The 23,989-nt window shown below is 47.6% G+C and carries 22 protein-coding genes and 2 tRNA genes; 10 read left to right on the top strand and 14 right to left on the bottom strand.

Annotation, left to right across the window (positions count from 1 at the left end; all coding sequences use genetic code 11):
* The first annotated feature begins 2 nt into the window (after nucleotides 1-2).
* The 4 genes from BKE30_RS04215 to BKE30_RS04200 all read left to right on the top strand — a co-directional run bounded on the left by BKE30_RS04215 (nucleotide 3) and on the right by BKE30_RS04200 (nucleotide 5,231).
* Nucleotides 3-1,160, top strand: a complete 1,158-nt coding sequence (locus BKE30_RS04215) for an acyl-CoA dehydrogenase family protein (RefSeq protein WP_076877383.1) — start codon at nucleotides 3-5, stop codon at nucleotides 1,158-1,160.
* Nucleotides 1,161-1,210: 50 nt separating this feature from the next.
* The gene (locus BKE30_RS04210; RefSeq protein ID WP_076877382.1) at nucleotides 1,211-2,365 is read left to right on the top strand and encodes an acyl-CoA dehydrogenase family protein; all 1,155 of its coding nucleotides are present in this window, start codon (nucleotides 1,211-1,213) and stop codon (nucleotides 2,363-2,365) included.
* Nucleotides 2,366-2,383: 18 nt separating this feature from the next.
* Complete coding sequence (locus BKE30_RS04205; RefSeq protein WP_076877381.1) at nucleotides 2,384-3,199, top strand: enoyl-CoA hydratase/isomerase family protein; 816 nt, start codon at nucleotides 2,384-2,386, stop codon at nucleotides 3,197-3,199.
* 76 nt (nucleotides 3,200-3,275) lie between these two features.
* Nucleotides 3,276-5,231 (top strand): acetyl-CoA carboxylase biotin carboxylase subunit, encoded by a 1,956-nt coding sequence (locus tag BKE30_RS04200; RefSeq protein WP_076877380.1) that lies wholly within the window; start codon nucleotides 3,276-3,278, stop codon nucleotides 5,229-5,231.
* 113 nt (nucleotides 5,232-5,344) lie between these two features.
* On the opposite strand, the gene BKE30_RS04195 is transcribed toward BKE30_RS04200, so the two are convergent.
* Nucleotides 5,345-6,151 (bottom strand): alpha/beta fold hydrolase, encoded by an 807-nt coding sequence (locus tag BKE30_RS04195; RefSeq protein ID WP_076877379.1) that lies wholly within the window; start codon nucleotides 6,149-6,151, stop codon nucleotides 5,345-5,347.
* Nucleotides 6,148-7,197, bottom strand: a complete 1,050-nt coding sequence (gene sppA / locus BKE30_RS04190; RefSeq protein WP_076877378.1) for a signal peptide peptidase SppA — start codon at nucleotides 7,195-7,197, stop codon at nucleotides 6,148-6,150. Before sppA ends, BKE30_RS04195 begins: the two co-directional genes overlap by 4 nt.
* 278 nt (nucleotides 7,198-7,475) lie before the next feature.
* On the opposite strand from sppA, the gene BKE30_RS04185 reads away from it, so the two are divergent.
* A complete protein-coding gene (locus BKE30_RS04185; RefSeq protein ID WP_076877377.1) occupies nucleotides 7,476-8,459 on the top strand; it encodes a lysophospholipid acyltransferase family protein in 984 nt (327 codons plus the stop codon).
* On the opposite strand, the gene BKE30_RS04180 is transcribed toward BKE30_RS04185, so the two are convergent.
* The 3 genes from BKE30_RS04180 to BKE30_RS04170 all read right to left on the bottom strand — a co-directional run bounded on the left by BKE30_RS04180 (nucleotide 8,460) and on the right by BKE30_RS04170 (nucleotide 12,981).
* Nucleotides 8,460-10,934, bottom strand: a complete 2,475-nt coding sequence (locus tag BKE30_RS04180) for a DNA internalization-related competence protein ComEC/Rec2 (protein ID WP_076877376.1) — start codon at nucleotides 10,932-10,934, stop codon at nucleotides 8,460-8,462.
* Nucleotides 10,935-11,030: 96 nt separating this feature from the next.
* Nucleotides 11,031-11,753 carry a lipoprotein-releasing ABC transporter ATP-binding protein LolD gene (gene lolD / locus BKE30_RS04175; protein ID WP_076877375.1) on the bottom strand — a complete coding sequence of 241 codons (723 nt, stop codon included), beginning with the start codon at nucleotides 11,751-11,753 and terminating at the stop codon, nucleotides 11,031-11,033.
* Nucleotides 11,746-12,981 (bottom strand): lipoprotein-releasing ABC transporter permease subunit, encoded by a 1,236-nt coding sequence (locus BKE30_RS04170; protein ID WP_076877374.1) that lies wholly within the window; start codon nucleotides 12,979-12,981, stop codon nucleotides 11,746-11,748. Before BKE30_RS04170 ends, lolD begins: the two co-directional genes overlap by 8 nt.
* A 21-nt stretch (nucleotides 12,982-13,002) precedes the next feature.
* Here BKE30_RS04170 and BKE30_RS04165 point away from each other — a divergent pair, with 21 nt between their 5' ends.
* Nucleotides 13,003-13,608, top strand: a complete 606-nt coding sequence (locus tag BKE30_RS04165; RefSeq protein ID WP_076877373.1) for a PilZ domain-containing protein — start codon at nucleotides 13,003-13,005, stop codon at nucleotides 13,606-13,608.
* A 361-nt stretch (nucleotides 13,609-13,969) separates the two neighbouring features.
* On the opposite strand, the gene BKE30_RS04160 is transcribed toward BKE30_RS04165, so the two are convergent.
* The 6 genes from BKE30_RS04160 to BKE30_RS04135 form a co-directional block, all read right to left on the bottom strand.
* The gene (locus tag BKE30_RS04160; RefSeq protein WP_076877468.1) at nucleotides 13,970-14,887 is read right to left on the bottom strand and encodes a DMT family transporter; all 918 of its coding nucleotides are present in this window, start codon (nucleotides 14,885-14,887) and stop codon (nucleotides 13,970-13,972) included.
* A 491-nt stretch (nucleotides 14,888-15,378) separates the two neighbouring features.
* The gene (locus tag BKE30_RS04155) at nucleotides 15,379-15,993 is read right to left on the bottom strand and encodes a uracil-DNA glycosylase family protein (RefSeq protein WP_198938040.1); all 615 of its coding nucleotides are present in this window, start codon (nucleotides 15,991-15,993) and stop codon (nucleotides 15,379-15,381) included.
* A 106-nt stretch (nucleotides 15,994-16,099) separates the two neighbouring features.
* Nucleotides 16,100-16,303, bottom strand: coding sequence for an amino acid transport protein (locus BKE30_RS04150; RefSeq protein ID WP_076877372.1), 204 nt, complete (start codon nucleotides 16,301-16,303; stop codon nucleotides 16,100-16,102).
* A gap of 24 nt (nucleotides 16,304-16,327) precedes the next feature.
* Nucleotides 16,328-16,588, bottom strand: a complete 261-nt coding sequence (locus tag BKE30_RS04145; protein ID WP_076877371.1) for a hypothetical protein — start codon at nucleotides 16,586-16,588, stop codon at nucleotides 16,328-16,330.
* Nucleotides 16,575-17,066: a YaiI/YqxD family protein gene (locus tag BKE30_RS04140; RefSeq protein ID WP_076877370.1), complete on the bottom strand. Its 492-nt coding sequence runs from the start codon at nucleotides 17,064-17,066 to the stop codon at nucleotides 16,575-16,577. The genes BKE30_RS04145 and BKE30_RS04140 overlap by 14 nt, the downstream gene beginning before the upstream one ends.
* Nucleotides 17,067-17,190: 124 nt before the next feature.
* Nucleotides 17,191-17,961, bottom strand: a complete 771-nt coding sequence (locus BKE30_RS04135; RefSeq protein ID WP_076877369.1) for a 3-hydroxyacyl-CoA dehydrogenase — start codon at nucleotides 17,959-17,961, stop codon at nucleotides 17,191-17,193.
* Nucleotides 17,962-18,394: 433 nt separating this feature from the next.
* Here BKE30_RS04135 and BKE30_RS04130 point away from each other — a divergent pair, with 433 nt between their 5' ends.
* Together BKE30_RS04130 and BKE30_RS04125 are read left to right on the top strand one after the other, a co-directional pair.
* A complete protein-coding gene (locus BKE30_RS04130) occupies nucleotides 18,395-20,227 on the top strand; it encodes a phosphoenolpyruvate carboxykinase (GTP) (RefSeq protein WP_076877368.1) in 1,833 nt (610 codons plus the stop codon).
* A 211-nt stretch (nucleotides 20,228-20,438) separates the two neighbouring features.
* Nucleotides 20,439-20,936 (top strand): hypothetical protein, encoded by a 498-nt coding sequence (locus tag BKE30_RS04125; protein WP_083698426.1) that lies wholly within the window; start codon nucleotides 20,439-20,441, stop codon nucleotides 20,934-20,936.
* Nucleotides 20,937-21,043: 107 nt separating this feature from the next.
* Here the strand turns inward: BKE30_RS04125 and BKE30_RS04120 are convergent, their stop codons facing one another.
* The 3 genes from BKE30_RS04120 to folD all read right to left on the bottom strand — a co-directional run bounded on the left by BKE30_RS04120 (nucleotide 21,044) and on the right by folD (nucleotide 23,465).
* Entirely contained in the window at nucleotides 21,044-21,709 is a 666-nt protein-coding gene (locus tag BKE30_RS04120; RefSeq protein ID WP_076877367.1) for a DUF4328 domain-containing protein, read from the bottom strand.
* A gap of 205 nt (nucleotides 21,710-21,914) precedes the next feature.
* Nucleotides 21,915-22,616 carry a class I SAM-dependent methyltransferase gene (locus BKE30_RS04115; RefSeq protein ID WP_076877366.1) on the bottom strand — a complete coding sequence of 234 codons (702 nt, stop codon included), beginning with the start codon at nucleotides 22,614-22,616 and terminating at the stop codon, nucleotides 21,915-21,917.
* Nucleotides 22,617-23,465, bottom strand: coding sequence for a bifunctional methylenetetrahydrofolate dehydrogenase/methenyltetrahydrofolate cyclohydrolase FolD (gene folD, locus BKE30_RS04110; RefSeq protein WP_076877465.1), 849 nt, complete (start codon nucleotides 23,463-23,465; stop codon nucleotides 22,617-22,619).
* Between the two features lie 213 nt (nucleotides 23,466-23,678).
* On the opposite strand from folD, the gene BKE30_RS04105 reads away from it, so the two are divergent.
* Nucleotides 23,679-23,752: transfer RNA gene (locus BKE30_RS04105), tRNA-Cys, on the top strand.
* 34 nt (nucleotides 23,753-23,786) lie between these two features.
* A tRNA-Leu gene (locus BKE30_RS04100) sits at nucleotides 23,787-23,873 on the top strand.
* Nucleotides 23,874-23,989 lie beyond the last annotated feature (116 nt).

Raw genomic sequence — 23,989 nt, 5'->3', positions numbered from 1 at the left:
AAATGAAATTTAGCCCGGAACATGACGCCCTACGCCGCAGCGCCCGCCAGTTTGTGGAAAAAGAATTAAACCCGCACATTCCGCAGTGGGAAGAAGCCGGACGTTTTCCCATTCACGACGTGTTTAAAAAAATGGGCGACCTTGGCCTGCTGGGAATTTGCAAGCCCACTGAAAATGGCGGGTTGGGGCTGGATTATTCCTATAATCTGGTGGTGGCAGAAGAACTGGGCCGTGCAGCGTGCGGTGGCGTGCCGCTGGCAATTGGCGTACAAACTGATATGGCAACCCCGGCCCTTGCCCGTTTTGGTAGCCCAGAACTGCGTGATGAATTTTTAAACAAGGCCATTACTGGTGAATATGTTGCTGCCATTGCAGTCTCTGAGCCACATGCTGGTTCAGACGTGGCGGCCATTAAAACCACCGCTAAAAAAGACGGTGATGATTACATCATTAATGGCACCAAAATGTGGATCACCAATTCACTGCAAGCCGACTTTTTTTGCTTGCTGGCCAACACCTCTGATGATAAGCCACACGTCAATAAATCCATGATCATTGTGCCTGCCACAACGCCGGGCATTAGTTTTTCTGAACCATTAAACAAACTGGGCATGCGCTCAACCACCACCGCACAGGTATTTTTTGACAATGTGCGGGTGCCACAGCGCAATCTGGTGGGCGTGGAAGGCATGGGCTTTATGATGCAAATGATGCAATTTCAGGAAGAACGCCTGTGGGCAGCCGCCAATGCTATTGGTGGACTGGATCATTTGATTGAACAAACCATTGAATATTGCAAAGAACGCAGCACTTTTGGCCAACCGCTGATTAACAACCAGTCGGTACATTTCCGTCTGGCTGAACTGCAAACCGAAGTGGAAGCCTTGCGCGCGCTGACTTATCAGGCTTGTGAAGCGCATATTGCCGGTGAAAACGTAACCAAGCTGGCATCCATGGCAAAACTTAAAGCTGGACGCCTCACCCGTGAAGTGGCGGATAGCTGCCTGCAATACTGGGGCGGCATGGGCTTTATGTGGGATAACCCCGCATCCCAGCTCTATCGTGATGGCCGCTTAGGTTCAATTGGTGGTGGCGCTGATGAAATCATGCTGGGCATTATCTGCAAGCTGATGGATATTCTGCCGAAAAAACAAAAATAATCGGAAACCAAAAAGCTGCAATCCAGAAAGCCAGTGCAAGGAGCACAAGCATGCGATTCACCGCAGAACATGACGCCTTAAAACGTACTACCTTGCAGTTTGTGCAAAATGAGCTGAATCCTTACGCAGAACAATGGGAACGCGAAGGCCAGTTTCCCATGCATGAGGTGTTTAAGAAAATGGGCGATCTGGGTTTGCTGGGAATTTGCAAGCCGGAGCAATATGGCGGCTTGGGGCTGGATTATTCCTACAATCTGGTGGTCACCGAAGCATTGGGCAGTATGGTATGTGGCGGCGTACCTTTGGCAATTGGTGTGCAAACCGACATGTGTACCCCTGCCCTTGCGCGTTTTGGCAGTGAAGAAATCAAGCAGGAATTTCTGGTGCCTGCCATTGCCGGTAATCTGGTGGGTTCAATTGCAGTCTCTGAGCCACATGCTGGTTCAGACGTGGCGGCCATTAAAACCACCGCTAAAAAAGACGGTGATGATTACATCATTAATGGCAGCAAAATGTGGATTACCAACTCGCTGCAAGCTGATTTTTTATGTTTGCTGGCCAATACATCGGATGACGCGCCACATCGCAACAAGTCGCTGATTGTGGTTCCCACTAAAACACCGGGCATCAGCTTTTCTGAGCCCTTGCACAAGCTGGGTATGCGTTCCAGCCAAACCGCACAAATTTTTCTGGACAATGTGCGGGTGCCGCAGCGGTATTTAATTGGCGAAGAAGGTGCCGGTTTTCGTATGCAAATGATGCAATTTCAGGAAGAACGCCTGTGGCTGGCGGCCAATGCACTAGGTGCCATGGAATATTGTCTGGAAAAAACCATTGAATACTGTCAGCAACGCAAAACCTTTGGCCAGCCGTTAATTCACAATCAGGTCGTTCATTTTCGCTTTGCCGAACTGCAAACTGAAATTGAAGCCTTGCGCGCACTGACTTATCAAGCCTGCGAAGCCATGCTGGCCGGTGAAGATGTTTCCAAGCTAGCATCCATGGCAAAACTTAAAGCTGGACGCCTCACCCGTGAAGTGGCGGATAGCTGCCTGCAATACTGGGGCGGCATGGGCTTTATGTGGGATAACCCGGCATCCCAGCTCTATCGTGATGGCCGCCTGATTTCAATTGGTGGTGGCGCTGATGAAATCATGCTAGGCATTATCTGCAAGCTCATGCAAATTGCCCCTGCCAAGCGTTAAATTTTAGGAAAAAAGAATATGTTTGGAATTGAAAACCCACAAACCCTGCTGCTCCAGCAAGCTGGTGCAGTGCTGCACATTACCTTGAATCGCCCGGAATTGCGCAATGCCATGAGTGAAACCATGCTGCGTGAACTGGTTAGCGTATTTACTGCCATTAAGGATGACTTGAACATTCGTGCTGTCGTGCTGCGGGGTGCTGGTGGGCATTTTTGTGCCGGAGGCGACATCAAGGACATGGCTGCCTTGCGGAGCGAAGCCATGAATGCTGGCAACCATGACGGTTATATCCGTTTTAACCGTGCCTTTGGCACCCTGATTGAACAGGTCAACCATGCACCACAAGTGGTGGTGGCGGTACTCGAAGGTGCGGTTTTGGGTGGTGGTTTTGGCTTGGCTTGTGTGTCGGATGTGGCATTGTGCCGTGACAATGCGCAGTTTGGCTTGCCTGAAACTGGCCTCGGCGTGATTCCAGCGCAAATTGCCCCGTTTGTGGTACAGCGCATTGGCCTGACGCAAGCCCGTCGTCTGGCACTATTGGGCAACCGTTTTAATGGGCAGGAAGCTGCGCGCATTGGCATTGTGCATGAGGTGCTGTCCAGTGATGACACCTTAAATGAAGCTCTGGCAACCACCTTACAGCACATTCGCCGTACTGCACCTAACGCCAGCCGTGTGACCAAAGCCCTGCTACACACTAGTACTCAGGTCAATGATCTGGGCAACACACTGGATCAGGCAGCGGTACAGTTTGCCGCAGCAGTGAGTAGTGACGAAGGCACTGAGGGCACCATGGCATTTATCCAGAAACGCTTGCCAACATGGGCTGACTAAACCAGTTCAAGTAATCAATATTTTTAATGTTTTGTATTTAACTTTTATCTAATTTTTTATTGAAATGGGAGGCCGCATGGCATTCTCCAAAGTTTTAGTTGCCAACCGTGGTGAGATTGCAGTGCGTGTGATGCGCACTGCCAAAGCATTGGGCTACCAGACCGTGGCGGTTTACTCCAAAGCCGATGCCAAGGCGTTACATGTGCAATATGCCGATGAAGCCGTGTGTATTGGTGAATCCAAGGTCAGTGAATCTTACCTGAAGATTGAAAATATTTTAAATGCGGCCAAGCTCACTGGCGCAGATGCGATTCATCCGGGTTATGGTTTTTTATCAGAAAATTCCGGATTTGCGCAGGCATGCCAACAGGCAGGCATTTGCTTTATTGGCCCGACGCCAGACGCCATTGAACTGATGGGCAGCAAGCGCCTGTCCAAAATTGCCATGATTGAAGCCGGTGTACCCTGCATTCCCGGTTATGAAGGCGGCGAGCAATCACTAGAACATCTAACCGAGCAAGGCCAAAAAATCGGTTTTCCTTTAATGGTGAAAGCCTCGGCAGGCGGTGGTGGCCGTGGCATGCGTCTGGTCGAAACAGCAGATGACTTGCCTGCTGCACTGGCAACCGCCCGTTCCGAAGCTGAAAATGCCTTTGGTTCTGGTGAACTGATTCTGGAACGTGCCGTTATTGCCCCGCGCCATGTGGAAGTACAGGTGTTTGGCGATACGCATGGCAATGTGGTGTACCTGTTTGAGCGTGACTGCTCCATTCAGCGCCGCCACCAGAAAGTGGTCGAAGAAGCGCCCTGTCCGGTAATGACTGATGACCTGCGCCAGCGTATGGGTGAAGCTGCCGTGGCAGCAGCCAAATCCTGCAATTATGTGGGCGCTGGCACGGTTGAATTCTTGCTCGATAGCAACGGGAATTTTTATTTTCTGGAAATGAATACCCGCTTGCAGGTTGAGCATCCGGTGACTGAGCTGATCACCGGACTTGATCTAGTGGAATGGCAACTCCGCGTAGCCAATGGTGAGCCGTTACCTTTACAGCAAGACCAGTTGCAACTTAACGGCCATGCCATTGAAGTGCGCCTGTATGCCGAAGACCCAAGCCAGCAGTTTTTGCCACAAACTGGCTCTGTATTGCTGTGGCAGCCAGCAAGCTTGCCCAATGTCCGTATTGATCATGGCATGACACCACAAGGCGAAGTGAGCCCGTTTTATGACCCGATGATTGCCAAAATCATTGCTTATGGCAAAACCCGTGAGGATGCCGTGCGCCTGCTGGCCCGCGCGGTGGAAGATTCTGTGCTGCTGGGGGTAAATAGCAACAAACAGTTTTTGGTCAACCTGTTACGCCATCCTGAGCTGGTTGCAGGCAATACCAGCACGGCATTTATTGCCCAGCATTTTAGTGACGATGTGAGTCTTCATCCGGTGAATGCGGACTTTGAATCACTGGCGATTACAGCGGCATTGTATGCCAGTTCAGATGATGAAAATAATCAGGTTTGGCAAAGTGCACTGGATTTGCCACGAGTCATCAAGCTGCAAATGGGTGAGCAAACTTATACCATACAAATCTTGGCAAAAAATGATGGCTTGCATGTAAGCTGGAATGAGCAACAGGCAACTTTGCAAATACTACATCAGCAAGAAAACCTGCTGACTTATATCTGGCAAGGGGTGCGCCGCAACGTGGCATTTGTCCAGCAGCAGGATACGCTGTATCTGGATCGTGCCAATGGCAACCTGACCATTCAGCATACCACCTATGCACCGCCTGCCAGTGCCAATACCGCAGGTGATGGCCAAATCCGTGCACCAATGGATGGCGCTATTGTCAATGTGCTGGTTAATGCTGGCGATACCGTGACTAAAGGCCAAACTCTGTTGATTCTGGAAGCCATGAAAATCCAGCAGCAAATCAAGGCCGATGTAGACGGTATAGTGGCTGAAATCATTGGGCAAATTGGCCAGCAAGTGAAAAAACGTCAGGTATTGCTGAAAATTGAAGTAAACCAAGCATAAGGTTTAAGCGGTGTACAATACCCGGCCTATACGATAGATACGACAATTGAACTTATAAATACCCATAAAAAAAGCCAGTCATCAAAGACTGGCTTTTTTACAGCAATGGAATGCTACTTTTGCTGCTCGACAATTAACTGCTTAGCCAAGCGTGCCACCTGTTCCGGATGCTCTAGCGGAAACATGTGGCCGCCTTCAGTGATAATGTATTCAATACCCAGCAGTCGTTTTACCCGCTGTGGAAAACCTCGCTGTAAAAACTGACTGCTTTGACCCACCACCAGCTTGACTGGTACTTTGGGTGCCTTGCGCGGTGCAAACCAGAATAGCGATGGATTGGTACGGAAAATTTCCACTTCTGCCATTTTGGGAATGCTTAGGGTCACCCCACCACGGATCGGGTCTTCGGTCAGGCCATAGCGGATATAATCATCAAAACACTGTGGGTCAAAATTGGCAAAAAATCCGCGTGACCTGAGTTTTTCCGCCGCCTGTTCACGGCTTTCCCAGTGATCACGGCGGTTAATGGAAATCCCGGCAGGGGTTAGTTTATCTACATATTTCTGGTTAAACAGCTTTGCCAGATGAATGCCAAATGATGGAAAGCCATTAATCAGGGGCGGATCCAGCATAATTAATTGCTGGAATAGTTCTGGCCGGCGATAGGCTGCCATAAAGCTCAGCAAGCCACCCAGTGAATGACCCATGGCAATCACGGGCCTGCCCTGTGCCTGCCGTTCAATACTGTCAATGACCTGTGTAACCAGATGCGTCCAGTGATTGGAAATCGGATACTTGGGATCAGTCCCAATTTCCGGCAAATACACCACATCATATTCATCAGCCAGGGCTTCAAAAAACTTGCTGTAAACTTTTGAAGGAATCCCATTGGCATGGGCAAAGTGAATCAGGGGTTTCATCGAAGCTCCGCAGTTTGCTGGCTCTCTAGCCGTTGCTGAATAGACATCCCGATTCCCTGTCCAATTGAAGTACCCATGCGTCCAAGCAGGCTTTCCAGTGGATTGGCAGGCAGCGTGTATTCTACCGTTTTATCCAGTTTCAGTTCACGTGCCAGTGAGCTTACGTTTCCATTATGGTCAGCCAGCCCTAGAGCAATGGCTTGCTCACCGGTCCAGAACAAGCCACTAAACAGATCCGGATTGTCTTTTAGGCGCTTACCACGGCCCGCTTTTACTGCTGCAATAAAGTGTCCATGCACATTGTTCAACAGGTTCTGGATATGCACCTGCTCTTCCGGGTTAACCGGCTGGGTCGGGCTTAAAATTGCTTTATGGTCGCCGGCAGTCATGGTACGGTCTTCTACGCCAATTTTACGTGCCAGTTCCGACACCCCATAGTTGGGCATAATCACGCCAATGGAACCCACCAGACTGGATGGATTGACATAAATTTCATCGGCAGCCGAGGCAATATAATAAGCACCCGATGCACCCATATCACCAATCACGGCATAAACTTTCTTGTCCTTGTGCGCTGTACGCAGGCGCCTGATTTCCTGCCAGATTTCATCTGACTGGACAGGTGAACCACCGGGCGAATTGATTCTGAGTGCAATAGCCTTGCTACCACTGGCATTAAATGCTTTTTCCAGTGCCTCTGAAACATCTTCACTGTTAACGTCATTAGAGCCGGAACCAATCGTGCCATCAATATCAACCACGGCCAGATGTGGCGATGTGCTGCCTACCGACACACTGCCGCCATCCTGCGTACTACAGCCACGACCCATGATGATAAACAGCAGCAGCACATAAGCAAAAGCCAGCAGCTTGAAAAAAATGCTCCAGCGGCGAGCACGGCGCTGCTCCTGCACCGACGCCAGTACGGCTTTTTCTAGTATCTGTAAGGCATCACCCTGATGAGGCGCTGATGCATTGGAAGATAAACGTGGGTCTTGTTGACCGGGTGTATTGGAAGAATTTGGTTTTGGTGGCCAATCGGACATGAAAAGAACCTTATAAAATGGTTTTATGCAAAAGTTGCGAACTGTTGACCGGTGCTATTTTGCTTTTAAAAACTGACAGATAGCTTGTTGTAGCGCATGGCTCAACCAGTTATTTTAGCCAACCCGCTCTACCAGCCCATCTGTGTCAAATCATAGCGCATTAATGCTAGGAGGCAAATTGCTTTGTTTCAACAGCAAAAGCGTTAAAACTTTTGCTAAAGAGTAGCTACAATAGCAGCTTGCCCCTTTCTTCAAAATATGGTTACTTTCAAAGTATTATGGTTCAGGATAAACCACCTGCTGTTTCTGGCTTGGGTCGCACGCTGGCTATCATTAGCAAATTACCACTGGCCCTGCTGCAATGGCTGGCCCGGCTGGCTGCGGCACTGCTGGGTAGTCTGCCCGCTGCCAAAGCCTTTAAAACAGTCAATCGTAATCTGCAAATTGCCTTTCCCGGGCTATCTGCTGAGCAGCGTCACCAACTAACCCGAAAATCTGTTGCAGCCCAGTTTCAGTCCTCACTGGAATTTGTCAAAATCTGGGGTAATCCACCACAGTTTAGCCTTGACCATATTTGCCATGTTGAGGGACAGCAGCTACTAACCCATGCCATTGCCAGCAAAAAAGGACTCATTCTGGTATTGCCGCATTTTGGCAGCTGGGAAATCATGAACGCCTGGCTCAACCAGTTTACCGAAATGGTCATCATGTACAAGCCGGGCCAGAATCAGGCACTGGACCAGTTTGTACTTAAGGCCCGAAGCCGGCTGCGGGCCACTCTGGTTCCGACTGATGAAAACGGGGTACGCCAGATTTTTCGGGCGCTTAAACAGGGTGGCGTAACCGTAATCCTGCCCGATCATACCCCAAAAGCATCAGGAGGCCTGTATTCACCATTTTTTGGCTGCCCGGTACTCACCACCACACTGGTCTCCCGCCTGGCACAAAAAACCCAGTGTGAAGTGCTGCAATTATCCTGTATTCGCCAGCCGGATCATGGTGGATTTTCCCTGCTCATTGAGCCGGTAGACAGTCGCATTCGCAGCCCAGATTTACAAACTTCGGTAGACACCCTGAACCACAGTATTGAACAACTGGTACGACGCTATCCCAAGCATTATCACTGGAGCTATAAGCGCTTTAAGGCCAATCCCCTGCTTAAAAATGTCTACTATGTGACGGATGAACAAGCTGCGTTAGAGGTTGCCAAAGCGCAGCAGGTTTTTACCAGTAAAGTAGATGCATATCCTTCACAAGACTAATCAGTGTTCAAGCCGTTGCAGCCACAGGTTTTTATCACGGTAGCGCTGTGGCTTGATCAATACGTCCCTGCCCAGTTCATACGTCAGCGTGCCACTGTCAATAGTAGAATCAACCGCTATGCGTTGCTCGGCAAGGCGTGCCAGTACAATCGGCTTGGGATGGCCGTAACGGTTAAGATAGCCAGCAGAAACTACGGCACGCTGCGGCTGTACAGTGGCCAAAAACTGGCTGGAACTGCTGTGCTGGCTACCATGATGGCCTAAAACCAATAAATCTGCCTGTAATGGCATGGCCTGCTGTTGCAGTAAAAACTCGGTATACAGTCCAGCATCTCCCATAATCAGCACCCGCTGAGCCGCAAGCCCATCCTGCGCAGGCACTTCCACCATCAGCACACATGATTTTTCATTTTTTGAGCTTTCATTTTTGCCCTCGGCCCGAAAATGTGCGGGTAGCGGCGACAGTACACTAAATTGCACCCCATCCCATTGCCAGCTTTGCCCAGCCTCACACAAATGCGTGGGATATGGCTCAAACGCCTCATTGCTGGTGAGCTGACTGACGGCCAGTTGCTGCAATACTGCGGGCGCACCGCCGCTATGGTCATTATCCAGATGAGTGAGCATCAGCTTATCCAGCCTTTGAATTCCCTGTACCTGTAAGGCCGGAATCACTACCTTTTCACCCATACTGTTATTGCCAATTTTTGCGCCAGCATCCACCAGCATGGCATGTTGCCGGGTTTTTAATAGAATGCTCAGGCCCTGCCCTACATCCAGTACCTGAACTGTTAATGGTGCTATCGGCCGTACCGGATAACAGGCCGGGATGAGTAAAAAGGCAATCCACCAGCGCGGCAGTATGCCTTTGGGCAATATTAAAATGACCAGTATGGCAAACAGGGCGAATAGCTGGAGCGGGCCTAAATAAAAAGGCTGCAAGGCTTTAGGGAAATACCCGGCCAGAACCTGCAATATAAAATGGAAAGCTTTAAGCAAGGCCAGCGCCAGTTGCCAAAGTACATCAGCCAGCGCAGGTGACAGTAATGACAACGCATAAGCCAGTAAGTTAATCGGTAATATCACTGCACTTAACAATGGAATGGCCAGCAAATTAACCAAAGGAGCCAACCATGAGATTTTGGCAAAACTCAGCAATACCAGTGGTGCCAGCAATATAAACAATCGCCATTGCAGGTGCACAAACTCCTTGCCTGTGCTATGCCAATTTTTGAGCTTACTGCTGGGAGCCGCCGCATTAGCCTCGTCTGATTGCGGTACATGCATGCTCAGCAAAATGGCCACTGCCCCAAAGGACAACCAGAATGCAGCGGATAATATGGCCAATGGATCAAGCAGCAATAAAACACTCGCCGCCATCAGTAAAATATAACTACTGCGCCAGCGCTTGCGAAACCACAGCAAGGCAACGGTCAGGCCAACCATGCACACAGTGCGCTGTGCTGGAATATCAAAGCCGGCAAGCCCTGCATACAGCAGCACCACCAGCATAAAAATAGGCAATAACCATCGCTGCCGTTCTGCCTTTAAATACAGTGACGGAAAGCAATCCAGCAGTTTTTGCAGTAGCCATGTAATCATTAGCGCAGCCAAAATCACATGGGGGCCAGAAATGGCCAGCAGGTGACTAATACCCATTTTCTGGTAAAGCAGCGTGGTATCTGCATCTATCAGGCTGCGATCACCCGTGAGTAAGCCCAGCAATACCCCTGTGGCAGGACTGCTTTTTCCAGATTCCAATTGAATAAAATGCTGACGGATTCGCAGGCGCTCGTGCTGCAACGCATGATTAACCTGCTGTACCAGTGAATCAGGTTTTAGCGGTAACTGTGCAACCTGTAATGGCGTTAACGGTTGCGCTGACTGAATCGTTCCAGTCGCTACAATATGCTGCTGTAATAGCCACTTTTCCACATCAAACGCACCGGGCGACGCGTTACTGTGCGCAGGTTTTAACTTAACCTGTACCCGCCACAACTGTCCGGGTCGCATCTCTGGGGGCGTAACTGGTTGCTGGCGGTTCCAGTCAAAAGGCCCATACAACAACCATTTCACCGGCTGATTTGACTTATGATTAAATTCACGGTTTGCCACAACTGGCTCAACCACTTGCCGCCATTGTTCACCAACCCCGTCACTAATACCCACCACACGCACAACAGCGCTTTGCTCAACCGGCTGGCTTAAACGCTGTTGCAAAGCATGATTGAGTTGCCAGTGTGCATAACCTGCCCCAAAAATAAAGGCTAGCCCCAGCATGGCAACCTTAGTCATGCCATGCAAAATAGCTTGAGATATTAAATACTGCCGAACACGTCCAGTGTCCAAGACTGTAATCATAAACAGCAGTAATAACAGGCTTAGCAGCCAGCCAAAAACAGGCAGTGATGCAGCAAAACTATTGCTATAGCCAATCGTCGTTACCCCGGCAATAAAGCCCAGCAATGCCATCATCAATTGTTATTACTCTAAAATTTCTTATTTTTTATTGAATATAAAAGCCTTGCCAATCTGTTCATGCATGGATTGGCAAGGCCACAGGTTTTGTACCTAGTTTGAAGAATTAACCCACAAACCATCCTGCATATGCAAAATACGATCTCCTGAATGCGCTAGCTGGTCATCATGCGTCACAATCAGCATGGCCATATTTAGTTCGCTACGTAAATCCTTGAGCAAATCCATAATGTCCAGCGCCGTACGACGATCCAGATTTCCCGTTGGTTCATCGGCCAGTACCACGGCCGGACTGGTTACCAGCGCACGGGCCAGTGCCACCCGCTGGCGCTCACCACCGGACAGCTCACCGGGTTTATGGGTCAGGCGATGCTTTAGCCCAACCTTGGTCAGCAATTCAGTAGCACGCTGCTGGGCCTGTTCCACGGTGCTGTTTTCACGCAGCATCAAGGGCATGCTTACATTTTCAATTGCATCAAACTCGGGCAGCAAATGATGAAACTGATAAACAAACCCCAGATACTGGTTGCGCAGGTTGCCACGCTTGGTTTCGTTCAGCCGGTTCATGGCATGGCCCTTGAGGATAATCTCGCCTGATGTGGGCAAATCCAAGCCGCCCAGAATATGCAGCAGTGTACTTTTACCTGAACCACTGGTTCCCACAATAGAAACAAACTCGCCTTCGTGAATGGAAAAATCAAGGCCTTTTAACACCTCAACCTGATTACGGCCATCATCAAAGGTTTTGCTTAAACGCTGCGCCGAAAGCACTACATTGGTATGATTTTTTTGCAAATGCGGTTGCGGATTATTCATAGCGTAGCGCCTCTGCCGGTTGAATCTGGGCGGCACGGCGTGCCGGATAAATAGTGGCCAAAAAGCTTAACAGCAATGAGATTGACACCACAGTCAGTACATCCTGCCAGCGCAGATAAGAGGGCAAATAATTAATAAAGTAGGCATCAAACAAATGCAGGCCAAAGGTAGTGTTAATCCAGCCCAGCAGATCGCTAATGCTGAGGGCAAATAAAACCCCCAAGGCAGCACCGGCCAGTGTTCCAAATGCACCAATAATCACGCCCTGCACCATAAAAATCCGGGTAATGGTGGCAGGTGAAGCACCTAATGTTCTTAAAATGGCAATGTCTGATTTTTTATCAGTCACCACCATCACCAGCGATGACACAATATTAAAAGCCGCCACCAGCACAATTAAAAACAGCAACAGGCTCACCATGGCCTTTTCCATTTGAATGGCGCTAAACAGGTTACCGTGGGTTTCTGTCCAGTTGCTGGCATAATAATTAGGCGGTAGCTGGTTCAGTAGTTTACTGGCCACTTCAGGTGCGGCAAAAATATCATCCAGCTTCATGCGCACCCCTTGCGCACCATCCGGCAGGCGCAACAACTTGGCGGCATCATTAAGTGCAATGTAGCCAATCATTGAATCCACATCGGCACCAATGCTAAAAATTCCCACCACGGTAAAGCGCTTAAAGCGGGGCACTACCCCTGCTGGCGATGGCGAGGCCTCAGGCAACACCAGCGTAACCTTGTCATTAACCTGCAGGCCCAGTCCATCAGCCATGCCTTTGCCAATCACAATGCCAAACTCGCCATCCTTTAAATTATCCAGTGACCCGGCAGTCATATAATTCTGGACAATGGAAACCTTCTTCTCAAACTTTGGATCAATGCCGCTTACCAGAATACCAGCCACCTGCCCCTGCGCTGTCAACATGCCCTGCAACTGGGTAAACGGTGCAGAACCAGCGACATGTTGTTGTTTATCAGCTAATTCGACTAAAGGTCGCCATTCAGGTAAAATTTCTGTAGACGACACAGTCGCTTGAGGTATCATACCCAAAATGCGGTTTTTGAGTTCACGGTCAAAACCATTCATGACTGACAGAACAGTAATTAAAACTGCGACCCCAAGCGTTAGGCCAATGATGGACACTAAGGCAATAAAAGAAATGAAGTGATTGCTCCGCCGTGCTCGAGTGTATCGCAACCCAACAAACAGCGAGATCGGCTTAAACATATAGTCATCCGAGGAAAGAAAATGGAAAATTTACAGCAGGGAGCAGACACAGGTGAACGCCGTCTCATGTCACGCATCAATGCTGCCTTACGTACCAACTATCAACTCATCACCCGTACTGATGCGCTTAAAGACCCTTACGACCCCAGTTTTGTACTGCCCCGCTATTTTTTACTACTGGCAGAGCTAGACGAACTCGATAGTGTTCAGCAGCAAATCGCACTGGCCTTGCAAAAGGAAAGCCCGATTGTTGCACGTGTGGTTCAATTGATGAATCAAAAACTTGATCTTATCACTGGTGCTTTATATGACGCCATGGTTGAAACCATGCTGCCAAGCCCATCGCGTGTCAACATCTCTGAAAGCGGGCTGTCTTTCTATGCACGTGAACGCATTCCACCCGGTTCGCATGTTCACCTAACCTTAAGCCATCCTGAAAATTCATTTCATCTGGCAGCGACAGCACGTGTGGTTTACAGTGAAGATGAAGACCTTGAAGGCTTTAGAACCGGTGCTTACTTTATTAGCCTGCATCCCAATGATCGCGCCAAGCTGGCGGAATGCATCAACCAGAAACTGACCGAAGAAAATGAACTTGATCAGTTTAAGGCACTGGATGATTACTAATAAATTTTTAAGAATCACAACGTTTCAGTTAAGCCAGCCGTCATTCAGCGCTATTTTTAAGCGTAGGGCCTGAAAAAATCCTTAAAGGAAAATCAGTTCCTACGCTTTTTTTAACTCTCATTTTCACTGATTCATCAAGACAGTTTTTAATAACTCTCCTGCTGAGTCAACCTGTCTTTACAGCCCAGTCAATTCGGCCAAAATAACAAAGCGGCCACTTTAAATCAAAAGCTTAAGCGTAAATGTAAATTTTTTATAATGGTAAGCCCTGATTAAGAATAAAATAAAAACGCCCAGTCAAAGCAACTGAGCGTTAGAAATTCTTAAGCCAAATTTAACATGTTCTCACAAAGCAGCCGCCTTATGTCTGCTTTTTTCTAAATCCCACCATCCATTCCCGTACAAAATAAAGAATTAGTCCCAATAGCACAATCCCAACGCCATTTATCACTCCGGCTCCAATATGCTCATGGTTAAACCATACCCCCCATAACAGGGCCAGTACCGGGGTAAGTACTGTGGTAAGCGCAACTGTAGATGGATTAAGACGTTGTACCAGGTCAAAGTAGCACAGCATGGCAATAATCGACGCCACTACCACACTGTATAAAATTGCCATAATGGTTAATGTAGATGGCAGGTGCGTAGGCAAATGCTGCCAAAATAAGGGCATTAGCAATACAATGCCCACAGCAGAAATCACCAGTGAACCTGTGGTTTGAACCAGCGGATGCAGGTTGGCCTGTATACTTTTTACCCAGAACATGGAACCGACATAACACAACACAGCCAGAAAAATCAGGCCAATGCCCACAGGCTGCACAAAAGCACGTTCACCGCTTAAACAAATAAAACCCAGACCCAGCACTGCGATTAACATGCCCAGCCATTGTTCTGCAAACAGATGTTGTTCTTTAGTCCATATATATGACATCAGGCCAGCAACCAGCGGTGCAAAGCCAAACAACAGCGAAATCAAACCTGAGGCCAGATACGGCGCTGCCATGTAGGTCAGCAGCATAGCACCCAGCAGGCTTAAGCTACCGGCAATATAACTTTGCAAGGCCAGCTTATGTAGCGGCAACGCTAAACGAATAACCTTGCAAATGACATAGGCCAATGCAGCCGCCAGTACAAAACGCGCGGTCAATGCCCACATGGGATGCAGATCCTGCACACTCCACACCACCGCCAGCGGGGTACTTGACCAGATCAGTACCAGTAAAATATAGCGGCTACCTACCTGCCAGCGGCTAGCACTTTCTGCGGCCACTGTCATTGCTGTCTCGGCACTGGTGGGTAACCGCAACAGCTGCGGTGGCTTTTCACTACTCATCGTTGTTCTCCTGCTTTTAATGTAGTTAACGTTATCAGTGTGCTGATTCACTCTGCCGATCACATGACATAAAATCAGCAATATCAAAAACCAGCCATAAAAAAAGCCGCTCTGAGAGCGGCTATAAATCGAAATCCTGAAGCTATTTCCGCTCGTATTTTCCCAAGATTGCTGCCCAGATACGCGCAGCCACAGGTCGTACCACATTACGTGATACTCGGGGAGACACAACGGAAACCACATTGATTAAGTTCATGCGCTGATCATGCGCTTAAATTTTGACAGGCGCAAGACATTTCCGGATAAACCAGATAATTTTTATCCTGCTTACATTACCAGCAAAAATAACAGAACCTCAATAATAGAAATCTGGTGCTTATCAACTATAGTGCTTTGTTTTATATAATTTTTATGATTAAACTTTAATAATGCTCTTAGTCCAGAACCTGAGCCACCCGCTGCTGCAATCCTGGAATAATTTCTGTTTCAAACCATGGATTTCGCCGTAGCCAGAAAATATTGCGTGGACTCGGATGCGGTAAAGGCATGACATGTGGCCAGAACTCACGCCAGTTCATTACATTTTTAGTGAGTGAATCATGGGCCGCTTTAAGGTGATATGCCTGCGCATACTGGCCAATTAAAATCGTTAGCTCAATATTTGGCAAGGCTTTAAGTAGCTGATCATGCCATGTTGCTGCACATTCTGGCCGCGGTGGCAAATCACCCGATTTGCCTTTGCCTGGATAGCAAAATCCCATGGGAACAATGGCAATCTGGGTTGCATCGTAAAATGTCTCGCGGCTTAGCCCTAGCCAGTGCCGCAAGCGGTCGCCACTGGCATCATTAAATGGAATCCCGCTATCATGTGCTTTCCGACCCGGCGCCTGCGAGGCAATCAGGATTTTTGCCTGCGGGTTAAACTGCAAAATGGGTCGCGTGCCCTGCGGCAAAAAATCAGCGCACTGATTACAGCTACGAATGTCTTGAAGCAAGCTATCAATAGCTGAAAGATCAGTAGTAGAAATACGGTCAGAACACTGCGACAAAGCTTGTCCATATACTGTGGGGATAAGTGTTTAATGGGGATTATCAGTGACTTCTCAATACAATGAAGCGTGCAATATCGACGAGAAATTTTGTGTCCTAAACACACTATAACCTGACAAAATAAGGAACTGCTGATACGACAGCACCAATTAAAACGATCAACCCCGGGCTTTCAATAAAATAAGGAAAAATCATTAAAATCAAACCACATAAAAATGGCACAATGGTTTTTTGCTTTTTGCCATAGATAAAATAGCCCAGTCCAATGGAGCTAAACAGTACGCCGAGAAGTAATTGTGAGGTGTTCATTTTTTACGTCCAATTACTATTGTGCTAGAGATGAGCTAAAAATCCATAAACTGAAGTAACGTCTTGGCCATCTATAATAATTTTTATTTTCTCTCCACTACCACAATAAACAGTTAAAAATTTCTTTTTAAAAGTTACATTAATATCATTCTCAACATCCACACAACCATAATAAATCGTTATCATTGAATTAGATAATAAAGTATATCCCACCCCCCATGGCTCAAATATAACCTCAATACTATGATTTAATGGGTTACGCCATGAAAAACTAATGACTCGCATCTTTACGCTTCTGCTTTTGAATGGTTTTTTCCAGCGAATCTGCAAAGGCCTTTTTTTCTTTATCTGAAATGGGTGGTGGCCCGCCCGTTTGTACCCCTGCCCCACGCAGTACTTCCATATAATCACGCAAATGCAAACGTGCGCGCACATTATCCGGTGTATAAATATCACCGCGTGGATGAATCGCTATTCCGCCTTTTTCAATCACTTGCGCCGCCAATGGAATATCCTGCGTGACCACAATATCGCCAGCCTGCATGCGCTCTACAATTTCACGGTCGGCACTATCCGCGCCATGTGCCACCTGAATGGACTTGATCCGAACAGAAGGCTTAATGCCCAGCGGCTGGTTGGCCACAAACGTAACACCCAGTAAATGACGGTCTGAGGTACGAAAAATAATATCGCGCAAAATGCGTGGAATGGCATCCGCATCAATCCAGAGATGAAAACTGGCAGGAGTTTGTGGTTCATTCATATGAGGTTAAACATTAAAATTTTGGTTAAGCCTAAAATGTATGGCTCAACAAAGCAATTATCATTTTTTATTCTGATAAATGGCAGCGAAGCCTAATGCACCACTGCCATCACAACATTAAAAATTAGCGTGGTGCCATGCGAATTGCACCATCCAGACGAATCGTTTCACCATTCATAAAGCTGTTTTCAACAATATGCACGGCAAACTGGCCATATTCACTAGGATGCCCCAAACGTTTCGGGAACTGGGTCATTTCAATCAGTGGCATTTTTACAGAATCCGGTGAGCTATTCATCAGCGGTGTATTAAAAATCCCCGGTGCAATGCAATTGACACGGACACCGATCACTGCCAGATCGCGTGCTAATGGCAAAGTCATGCCCACAACCCCACCCTTGGAGGCAGAATACGCCACCTGACCAATCTGGCCATCAAAGGCTGCTACAGACGCAGTATTAATAATTACGCCACGCTCGCCATCATCATTAACAGGTGCATTATGCTGCATGGCTTCTGCCGCCAGACGGGTTACATTAAAGGTTCCAATCAGGTTAATCTGGATCACTTTGGCAAAGGTATTTAAAGGATGCGCGCCATTTTTACCTACCGTCCGGGTTGCCGAGCCAATACCTGCGCAGTTGACACAAATATGCAAGCCCCCAAACAAGGCAACCACTTGCTGAATGGCAGCATGCACTGCTACCTCATCGGTTACGTCTACGACTAGAGCGCGTACGTTTTCACCCAGACGCTGGGTTACTTCATCACCTTGTTGCTGGTTCAGGTCAAAAATCACTACCTTGGCACCTTTGGCCACAAAGGCCTCTACCGTTGCCAAGCCCAGCCCTGACGCACCACCAGTGACAATGGCGACTTTATCCTGTAACTGCATTATCATGCTCCTTTGTTACTATTTAATAGGGTTAATCTGAAAAACCAAAAAAATCATACCTGAGATTATCCTAAAATTTACTAGCAATAATTGCCACAACTTAGGCCAAAAACGTCGCTCTATCAGCTCTACAAAATTTTACGCAAGGATAGAATTCTATAAAAACTAAATTTATCAAATGTTTGCTAACATCATAATTTAAAATGATGAGTATAATATAATCATATTTTACCTAAATAGTTTGCTATATTTACACATCAACCTATTGAATTTTATAGAATTAATTAATTTACAAGTTACTCATTGGTATAAATTGGTATCTTAAATAAAAACTGCTTTTGTGGTTTAATATAACCATAATTTTTGTGGCGGCTGTTTCGCGATCCGAAGCCCGCTGTTTTGTACGTTGTACGCATCAAAGATAGGCCTCACCATGACCAAAGTGAACGCACCTGAATTCGTTCGCCACCCCAAGCTCATCGCATGGGTGGAAGAAATCGCCGCATTAACGCAACCTGACCGTATTGAATGGTGCGATGGCAGCGAAGAAGAAAATCAACGCCTGCTGGACCTCATGGTTGCAAACGGCACCATGCGCAAATTAAACCAAGAAAAACATCCAAACTCCTATCTTGCCAACTCCAGCCCCTCTGACGTTGCCCGTGTTGAAGACCGTACCTTTATCTGTTCTGAAAAACAGGAAGATGCTGGTGCAACCAATCACTGGACTGATCCGGCTGAAATGCGTCAAACCTTAAATGGCCTGTTTGAAGGCTGCATGCGTGGTCGTACCATGTATGTTGTTCCTTTTTCCATGGGCCCACTGGGTAGCCATATTGCACATATCGGGATTGAGCTGTCTGACTCTCCTTATGTGGTGGTGAATATGCGCATGATGGCGCGTATGGGCAAAGAAGTATACGACGTACTGGGTACCGACGGTGAATTTGTTCCTTGTGTGCATTCGGTAGGCATGCCGCTGGAAGCTGGCCAGAAAGACGTAACCTGGCCATGCAGTGACACCAAATATATCGTTCATTATCCTGAAACCCGTGAAATCTGGTCTTATGGTTCAGGTTATGGTGGCAATGCACTGCTGGGCAAAAAATGTTTGGCGCTGCGTATTGCTTCGGTGATGGGCCGTGACCAAGGCTGGCTAGCTGAACACATGCTGATTCTGGGCTTAACCAGCCCACAAGGTGAAAAACATTACGTTGCTGCGGCATTCCCATCTGCCTGTGGTAAAACCAACTTTGCCATGCTGATTCCACCGGCTGGTTTTGAGGGCTGGAAAGTTGAAACCGTCGGTGATGATATTGCCTGGATCAAGCCTGGTGAAGATGGACGTTTATATGCCATTAATCCGGAAGCTGGTTTCTTTGGCGTGGCACCGGGTACTAACACCAAGACCAACCCGAACTGCATGGCAACCCTGAACCAAAACGTGATTTATACCAACGTTGCGGTGACTGAAGATGGCGAAGTGTGGTGGGAAGGTTTAAGCAAAGAAGCTCCAGCAGGTCTTACCGACTGGACTGGCAAGCCATGGACACCTGAGTCAGGGAACAAAGCTGCGCATCCAAATGCCCGCTTTACCGTTTCTGCCAGCCAGTGCCCATCCATTGATGCTGACTGGGAAAACCCGGCCGGTGTACCGATTTCTGCCTTTATCTTCGGTGGCCGTCGTGCGGATACTGTGCCTTTAGTGGTCGAAGCATTTGACTGGGTTGATGGTGTTTATAAAGCAGCTACCATGGGCTCTGAAACCACTGCTGCTGCTGTTGGCCAGCAAGGTATTGTCCGTCGTGACCCGTTTGCCATGCTGCCATTTGCCGGCTATAACATGGGTGATTACTTCCAGCATTGGCTCAATCTGGGTGAAAAACTGGAACAATCCGGTGCCAAGCTGCCCAAGATTTTCAACGTGAACTGGTTCCGTCGTGATGAAAATGGCGACTTTATCTGGCCTGGTTTTGGCCAGAACATGCGCGTTCTGGAATGGATCATTGACCGTTGCGAAGGCCGTGCTGAAGCCACTGAAACGCCAATTGGCTATGTTCCAAGCTATCAGCAGTTGAACTGGACAGGTTCTGACTTCACTGCCGAGCAATTTGAGCAGGTGACTTCACAGAGTCCGGAACAGTGGGCCAAAGAGCTGGAAAGCCATGCTGAACTGTTTGAAAAAATTGGTAATCATGTGCCACAAGCATTGCAGGCACGTCGTGAACAATTGGTTCAGGCCATTAATGTAGAAAAAGTTGCTTAAATCATTTGTGATTTAAGTCACATCAAAAGAGTCGCGCTAGCGGCTCTTTTTTATATATGCCTTTTATACTCTAAAAAACATTGCGTCTAACAGGTGAAGTTTTCTCTTTTAATGACATCAACTGCACAATTGAAAAAACTCTAAAATTGAATCTTGTGCAATAATTTATACAGCAATTTTCATAGATCAATCAAAATAAAGGACAACACTCATGATCATCAGTGGCATGTTAAAAATCAGCATAAAAAAAACGCCATGGTCACAAGCTGCCCTGCTGGGTTTAATACTGGCAGCTACAGGGCTTACCGCCTGTCAAAGCATTCAGCCCTATAACGGAAAAACCGGTTATCAGCGTGAACCCGGCAACCCGGATCAGGTAATTATCAGCTATACACTGGACAGTAAAACAACAGCTGAAATGGTGCAACAAAAACTGCAAAAAGCCTGTGCCAAAGAGCTGGGACTTAACCTCAATACGCCAGTTAAAATTGATATTCTGGATCAAAAAGAGTTTGCCAGTTTGAATCAGCAGGAAAGCTTTACCAATGGTGCGGATAACAGCACTGTGCCCTTGGGCAGTAGTGATCGTACTTCATTTGGTTTTTCGACTACACCCAAGTTATCCAATAGCAGCAATACAGCAGGCCTCGATATGCTCAACACCAGCCCCAATACCTTAAAGCAGGTTACTGCCGCCTGTTTACGTTAAAGGCTAAAAAGCCCAATACTGGTAACGCTATCCAGTATCAGGCTTTTTAATTGAAACGTTAAGATTTTAGTAAATGCGTCAAAGCCATTGGACTATCTGCATTTTACTTAAGCACTTTGGGTCATAAGTTGTTGCCATTGAATTTTCTGGTAACGGGCCAGTTGATTTACGAGCCGCCAGGTCAGAATATATAGTGGGAAATAAAAACAATAAGCGGCCAACATCCACTCGTAGCCATTAAACCATTCCCCTACCGTATAGGCCCTGGCCAGCAATACCACCGCAACAACCTTACAGGTGTTGGCTGCAATCAGAATTACCCACCATACTGGAACCAGCCAGTGCTGAATACCATGACGGTGGTTTTTGGGAATGCTGGTACGCCACAGTTCCCGCATCATGCGCAGGGAAAAGAAAATGCTGATAAACAGGTTGGCAAACTGCTTGAGGTTGTTGATCAGGCAATGTTCTACCTGCTGAAACAGCGCAATCAGGTTACGCTTGGCATAATACAGCCAGCAAAAAGCAAAAAAGGTCAGCATGAGTATGGTCAGGCTAATCTGGGAAACCCGCAAAATACCATCCAGCATCAGCATCTGTGACAAGTCAGGACTCAAGCTATCCAGTGCTGCTAACGAAGACTGCCCGCGCAGGCGCTGCAAGCTGTATAAGCCGTGTAGCAGCCCAATAATGGTAAGTACAGCAGGTGGAAACAACAGGGTGTACAAGCAACGATTTAGCCAGACTAAATCGGTATAACGATAATACTTCACAGTAATATGCCTTTAATATTCTAGGTGTCCACTGGATAAGTGGCTGATTTTAATTGTGACCAGTTATTTTAAGGGCAACTAAACTAAGCACCCTAAAACTTAACTGGCTAATAATATAGCCAAATTTAGCCTTAGGATGCCATCTTTTACCGATAAAATGCGCCAGTATTAAACTTTTTATCAAGTTACTCAGTAAAACTTATGCTTAACTCACGGCTTTGATGGTGCGATAAAAGCTGACGTTCCTAAACTCCCGGGCTTCATCCAGATCCGGCCATGTGGTTGCGCTGCGCTCATCCACTTTTTCATAAGCGGGATGGACGAAATTCTTGACCCGCGAATCTGCAACCCAGACCTGTTTGCCAAATTTTAAAAACTCATCCAGAAAAAACCGGTTACTCTGGTCATACAGCACATCGGCTGCCAGCAGCACATCAGCCTGCTCAGTGTAGGCATACAGATCATCCAGATATTCAAGCTCAACCTGATTCAGCACTGCATTTTCCCGGCAGGCAATCAGGCTAATCTGGTCAATATCACAGGCAATTACCTGTTTGGCACCTGCCATTTTTGCAGCAATGGCCACTACGCCCGAACCTGCCCCAAAGTCCAGCACTACTTTATCCTTAACATGCTGTGGTTCAGCCAGCAGCCACTGGGCCATGGCAAGCCCGGATGCCCAACAGAAAATCCAGTACGGTGTATCATTCCAGATGCGTCGTACCACATCGTCATCCATGCGTTCTGTTGGCAAATCCGGTGGTATTAACCATAAATCAATCGGTGTTTCCGGCAAACGCTGACAACTTAAACCTGCGGCTGGAATCACCTGATGCAGCGCCTGCAATAATGCCTTAGGGGCTGCATCAGAAACTGATTGTCCTACCGGACTGTGTAATCCCTGCATTTAATCCAGAGCCTTTTCAGCCGCTTCAACAGTCTGGCGGATGAGCGTGGTAATGGTCATTGGCCCCACTCCGCCCGGTACAGGCGTATAGCTGCTGGCAATTTGTTCAATGCCAACAAGCTCTATATCGCCGACACCACCACCTTCACGCGGATGAAAACCGGCATCAACCACCACAGCGCCCGGCTTGATCCAGTCTTTCTTAATCAGCTCTGCCTTGCCTACTGCACCTACCACAATATCCGCCTGCTTCACCAGTTCAGCCAGATTCTGGGTGCGTGAATGGCAAATGGTCACGGTGGCATTGGCAGTTAGTAGCATCATCGCCATGGGTTTACCCAGAATGGCACTACGGCCAACCACCACAGCATGCTTACCGGCAATCTCAATGCCGTATTCCCTTAAAATGGTCATAATGCCCTGTGGCGTTGCAGAACCATACGCTGGTTCACCCATACTCATGCGGCCAAAACCGAGACAGGTTACGCCATCCACATCTTTATTCAGGTTAATGGCATCAAAACAGGCCCGTTCGTCTATTTGCTCAGGGACTGGATGCTGAAGTAAAATTCCATGCACATCAGGGTTGGTATTCAGCTTTTCAATTTCGGCCAGCAGTTGTTCAGTGGTAGTCGATTGCGGCAGTTCAATCTTGACAGAATCCATGCCAACACGACGGCAGGCATTGCCCTTCATACGGACATAGGTGGCCGACGCACCATCATCACCTACCAGAATAGTGGCCAGAATTGGCGTACGCCCGGTTTTTTCTTTCAAAGCCGTTACACGCTGGCTTAAATCCTGTTCTATTTTTGCAGCTAAGGCACGGCCATCCAGCAAGTTTGCCACAATCATTTCTCCGCAATTTAATGACTGTGCGCATGATACCTTAAATATAGGCATAAGTTTTGACGTGAATGCTGTCTTTTTAGCCATAATGTCAGCCTGATTTACTTGTATTTTTTTTTCAGGCTGATAATATTGTCGGCCTGAACAGCGGTCACAAAAAGCAATGCTTTTTTGCCGGCAAGACATGCAGCAATGCAGGTCATGCAGTCAGTTGGCGCGATAGCAAAGCGGTTATGCACCGGATTGCAAATCCGATTAGTCCGGTTCGACTCCGGATCGCGCCTCCAGTTTCTTTTTAGAAACTTGATCTTTATAAGTTTGGCCCCGATGGTGAAATCGGTAGACACAAGGGATTTAAAATCCCTCGCCTTAACGGGCGTGCCAGTTCGATTCTGGCTCGGGGCACCATTTATAATAGAAATTTAAAAGCCGCCACTTTGACTTTACAAAGTCTGGTGGTTTTTTTGTTTTGAGCATTAGCTTATTTTTATTTAATAGCTATAACAACCCTCTCGGGTTTCCCC

Origin of the sequence: Alkanindiges hydrocarboniclasticus (assembly GCF_001982605.1) — a bacterium.
Classification (GTDB): domain Bacteria; phylum Pseudomonadota; class Gammaproteobacteria; order Pseudomonadales; family Moraxellaceae; genus Alkanindiges; species Alkanindiges hydrocarboniclasticus.
Note: the sequence above shows the minus strand (reverse complement) of the source record. Positions and strands in the feature narration are given on the sequence as shown.